Genomic DNA, 3,594 nt, shown 5'->3' on the forward strand with positions numbered 1-3,594 from the left:
CTCACAATTCTCTAGGTGTTATTTTCCGATCGCTCGCCTTTAGTCTAAACTCCAGGATAGAGGTGACAGCAAAAAAAACTAGGGGCTAGGTTTGAGGAGCAATTTTGTGACAAATCACGTAGCTTCTTGGCTACTCGTATTGCTGAGAAACACACCCTTGTTGCCTTCCCTGTCAAGGATTGCCACTCTCCCCGCTCAAAAATTGCTCGACATCATTGATTTGCCCTTGTCTTACATCAGCAAGGGGTTGCAGGTATTGGGAACTACCTAGTATGGAGTTACCAACACTCATTACTGACACAACATCACAGTTAATCTCCAAAAATACTGATTTGGTGTCAGGCACTAATAATATAGTGTTAGCAACACCAGTTAGTGACACAGCACCACATACCCCAGAAAATATTGTTATTCAAGGCTGGAAGGGGTTAAGTCTGAAGCTGCGGCAAGGATTGGACAGTGCTAGTCGGTTTTACACTGAGTTAGTCTCCCAAGTTGGCGTTGCTGTCGGCGTTGCTGATGGTGAGCCTTACTGGAATGGGTATCTGGGGCAGTGGCAAGTTTGGGTTAACAATGGATCGCGGCTGTAGGTCTGTGGTATGCGATTGGTTGGTGGGGGTTTAGAGATCGAATAGACCGTCGCAGACATTGCCCTGACCAAATTCTCCCTACCTTATTTAATAAAAGGATTTTGAATTTTTAGTTCAGCAATCCTTTGAAAATCATTAGCATTTCTTGTAACCAAAAATGCGTCTTTATGTAGTGCAGTAGCAGCAATAATTGCATCAGGAAGCTTAATTTTATACTGTCGTTTCAATTGGATTGTCTGCTCTTCAATCTCCCTTAACAAGGGAACTGAGTAAAACTGGGATAGTAAATCTCTGATCGCTTGCTCTTCTTCTTTCTCTAAGCCTGCAAAACTTAATAATTCTATGTGGATAATCGGTGAGATCAGAACTTCGTGCAAATTGAGAAATTCTTCTGTAAAAAATGAATTAACTGTTGGTTCATCCGCAAGATAATAAATAAAAATATTTGTATCATATACGTATCTCATCCGTCCCACTCCTGACGTACAGCATCTAAATGAGCCAGCATGGCTTCTTTTTTATGCTTTAAAAGCCCTTTAGCTTGAGAAACTTTTTTATAGTTTTTTTCCCAATCTAACAGCATTGATTCTGGTATATCTACTGTAATTGAATCTTCATCTTGATATATAAGATAATGTTTTGGTATTTTAATTATTGGCACAGTTAGATTCTCTTTTTTCTCAGATTTCTTGGTTTGATTATAACGGATTTGTTTTAATTCTTATCAAACTTGATGACTGTCAATATAACCGTTTAAGTCAGCAAACCCGTGTCCGTACATAAAACTGTGGTCTTGTGGTTCATTGTAGGTTGCTCCACCGGCGGCAAGTGCAGGGAGCAACCATCGCATCAACTTTTTCTCGGCTTGATGAAGAAAAACATACAAGCACCTTATCCCTAAAGAGAGACTGAAGCTTTTGCCAAAAACTCATCTAGGCAGTCAAAAGTGGAGTTCCACCCTTCGATCACACCCATCTGTTCATGCTTACGTCGATCCTCAATAGACTCATGCATAATCTGGAGTGTGAGTTTGGTATTGCCATCTAAATCCTCGAAAATGGCTGTTACAACCATTCCCTTTGGTAAATCAGCATTTACGACTTTTTCAAAGCCTTCATCAAATTCATCACTGGTAACAATCCTCTCAAAGGGTACGATTTCGCGAAAAACACCTTTGGCCGGGTACTCCCTGCCGTCTGGGCCAGTCATCACGTAGCGCCATTTCCCGCCTGGACGCAGATCCATCTCAACCACACGGGTCGTGAAACCTTTTGGCCCCCACCACTGCGTTATGTGTTTGGGGTCAGTCCACGCTTTAAACACAACTTCGCGCGGCGCTTTCAAGATGCGACTAATGACAAGCTCACGTTGGGATTGAGCATCAATGGAATCCTCAATGTTACTCATCTTGTTCCTCCTGGGTTTGTAATTCTTGCAGGTAATCATCAAGCCTAGAGAGCCTCTGTTCCCATAATTGGCGATATTGCTCAATCCAATCCGCCGCTTCTTTGAGTGGCTGTGCTTGAATCTGGCATGGTCGCCATTGAGCTTCGCGACCCCGCACAATCAGTCCGGCACGCTCTAGTACCTTTATATGTTTGGAGATTGCAGGAAGACTCATCTTAAAAGGCTTGGCTAACTCACTTACCGATGCCTCACCTTTGGCGAGGTGAGTCAGAATTGCACGCCGTGTAGGATCGGCTAGGGCAGCAAAGGTAAGGCTCAGTTGTTCGTTAGACATTTTTATTTAACCTAATGGTTAATTAACTACTAGGTTAAATGTACTATTGAATCATGTCAAGCCCCCAGTTAAGGGAAATCCAAGAAATAAAATGCCTGTTTGGGCAATATAGTTGTACTGCGTAACACCTATATTATTGTTAGTTAAGAATGAAGATGAATAGAGAACGGAGGCGGCAGATCATGAACGACTGGAATTTGCCCTGGTCAGGCGGATGTCGTTGTGGACAGATACGGCTTCAGGTGAGTGCCCCGCCTCTGCTGACGATGGCTTGTCACTGCACAGGTTGCCAGCGAATGACTGCCAGCGCTTTTTCTTTAAGCGTTGCGATTCCAAGCGTTGGGTTCTCAATACTGAAAGGTCAGCCGACCATCGGCGGTTTGCATGGCGCGACTCGCCATTACTTCTGCCCACACTGCATGAGTTGGATATTTACTCGGCCTGAAGGAATGGACGAGTTCGTTAACCTTCGTGCGACGATGCTGGACGATGCCTCATGGTTCACACCTTTCATCGAAACTTGGACAAGGGAAAAGCTGCTATGGGCGACGACCTCTGTGGTTCATAGCTTCGAGACCCTGCCCAAAAAAGAAGACTATGCTTCCCTGATAGAAGAATACACCAAGCAAGCATCGAAACCTTTATGATGACCAATTACAAGATTGCACGATTTTTTATCAGCAAAGTAAGTCAGAGTCGAGTTCAGATCCGATCTTATTTTTACACGGATAGGGTATCTATGAAGTGCTTTACTCAACCAACCTGAGTTCAAATTAACTATTCTCTAGTAGAGATAATTACAACTATAGGAAATAAACCATGTCAAAAAGATTGTTATTACTTAGTAATTCAACAAATATCGGTGAAGAATACTTATTTTATCCTCGTCAGGAAATTCAAAAGTTTTTAGGAAGCTCTGTCAATAAAATAGTGTTTGTCCCCTTTGCAGCCGTTACTTCAACTTATCAGCAGTATAGCGAAAAAGTTGAAAAAGTCTTTCAAGATATAGGTTATAAAGTTGATGCTATTCATTTGGTTGAAAATCCTCATGAATTAATTAAAAATGCAGAAGCTATAGTAGTTGGAGGCGGAAACACTTTTCATTTAATACATTGCTTACACCAGACTAAACTACTTGAGGATATCAGAAATAAAGTTAGTAATAGAACTCCTTATATCGGCTGGAGTGCAGGTTCTAATGTTGCTTGTCCTACCATCAAAACAAGTAATGATATGCCAATAATTGAACCGATAAGTTTTCAA

At 42.0% G+C, this 3,594-nt stretch carries 9 protein-coding genes; 4 read left to right on the forward strand and 5 right to left on the reverse strand.

All coding sequences use genetic code 11. From position 1 onward, the window contains the following. Positions 1–106: 106 nt before the first annotated feature. Together HWQ23_RS12595 and HWQ23_RS12600 are read left to right on the forward strand one after the other, a co-directional pair. Positions 107–271 (forward strand): hypothetical protein, encoded by a 165-nt coding sequence (locus HWQ23_RS12595; RefSeq protein ID WP_292828599.1) that lies wholly within the window; start codon positions 107–109, stop codon positions 269–271. A gap of 1 nt (position 272) precedes the next feature. Continuing rightward, on the forward strand, positions 273–590 hold the full coding sequence (locus HWQ23_RS12600; RefSeq protein ID WP_292828602.1) for a hypothetical protein: 318 nt from the start codon (positions 273–275) through the stop codon (positions 588–590). Positions 591–673: 83 nt separating this feature from the next. On the opposite strand, the gene HWQ23_RS12605 is transcribed toward HWQ23_RS12600, so the two are convergent. From HWQ23_RS12605 to HWQ23_RS12625, 5 genes are all read right to left on the reverse strand, one after another. Then, the gene (locus HWQ23_RS12605) at positions 674–1,057 is read right to left on the reverse strand and encodes a type II toxin-antitoxin system VapC family toxin (RefSeq protein ID WP_292828605.1); all 384 of its coding nucleotides are present in this window, start codon (positions 1,055–1,057) and stop codon (positions 674–676) included. Beyond that, positions 1,054–1,251 carry a hypothetical protein gene (locus HWQ23_RS12610; protein ID WP_100902070.1) on the reverse strand — a complete coding sequence of 66 codons (198 nt, stop codon included), beginning with the start codon at positions 1,249–1,251 and terminating at the stop codon, positions 1,054–1,056. Before HWQ23_RS12610 ends, HWQ23_RS12605 begins: the two co-directional genes overlap by 4 nt. A gap of 63 nt (positions 1,252–1,314) precedes the next feature. Beyond that, complete coding sequence (locus HWQ23_RS12615) at positions 1,315–1,440, reverse strand: hypothetical protein (RefSeq protein ID WP_292828609.1); 126 nt, start codon at positions 1,438–1,440, stop codon at positions 1,315–1,317. A 47-nt stretch (positions 1,441–1,487) separates the two neighbouring features. After that, the gene (locus HWQ23_RS12620) at positions 1,488–1,997 is read right to left on the reverse strand and encodes an SRPBCC domain-containing protein (RefSeq protein ID WP_292828612.1); all 510 of its coding nucleotides are present in this window, start codon (positions 1,995–1,997) and stop codon (positions 1,488–1,490) included. Next, entirely contained in the window at positions 1,990–2,331 is a 342-nt protein-coding gene (locus tag HWQ23_RS12625) for an ArsR/SmtB family transcription factor (protein ID WP_292828615.1), read from the reverse strand. Before HWQ23_RS12625 ends, HWQ23_RS12620 begins: the two co-directional genes overlap by 8 nt. A gap of 182 nt (positions 2,332–2,513) precedes the next feature. Between HWQ23_RS12625 and HWQ23_RS12630 the strand changes: the two genes are divergently transcribed. Together HWQ23_RS12630 and pepE are read left to right on the forward strand one after the other, a co-directional pair. After that, on the forward strand, positions 2,514–2,978 hold the full coding sequence (locus tag HWQ23_RS12630) for a GFA family protein (protein ID WP_472850396.1): 465 nt from the start codon (positions 2,514–2,516) through the stop codon (positions 2,976–2,978). Positions 2,979–3,150: 172 nt separating this feature from the next. Continuing rightward, on the forward strand, positions 3,151–3,594 hold a 444-nt coding region (gene pepE, locus HWQ23_RS12635), incomplete at its 3' end, for a dipeptidase PepE (protein ID WP_292828618.1).

It is taken from the genome of Nostoc sp. JL33, assembly GCF_017114985.1.
Classification (GTDB): Bacteria; Cyanobacteriota; Cyanobacteriia; order Cyanobacteriales; family Nostocaceae; genus Nostoc.

Bases quoted from the DNA above. Each gene is read 5' to 3' on its own strand.
- HWQ23_RS12625 (WP_292828615.1), bottom strand. From the start codon at position 2,331: ATGTCTAACGAACAACTGAGCCTTACCTTTGCTGCCCTAGCCGATCCT.
- HWQ23_RS12605 (WP_292828605.1), bottom strand. From the start codon at position 1,057: ATGAGATACGTATATGATACAAATATTTTTATTTATTATCTTGCGGAT.
- HWQ23_RS12630 (WP_472850396.1), top strand. From the start codon at position 2,514: ATGAACGACTGGAATTTGCCCTGGTCAGGCGGATGTCGTTGTGGACAG.
- HWQ23_RS12615 (WP_292828609.1), bottom strand. From the start codon at position 1,440: ATGCGATGGTTGCTCCCTGCACTTGCCGCCGGTGGAGCAACCTACAAT.
- HWQ23_RS12620 (WP_292828612.1), bottom strand. From the start codon at position 1,997: ATGAGTAACATTGAGGATTCCATTGATGCTCAATCCCAACGTGAGCTT.
- HWQ23_RS12600 (WP_292828602.1), top strand. From the start codon at position 273: ATGGAGTTACCAACACTCATTACTGACACAACATCACAGTTAATCTCC.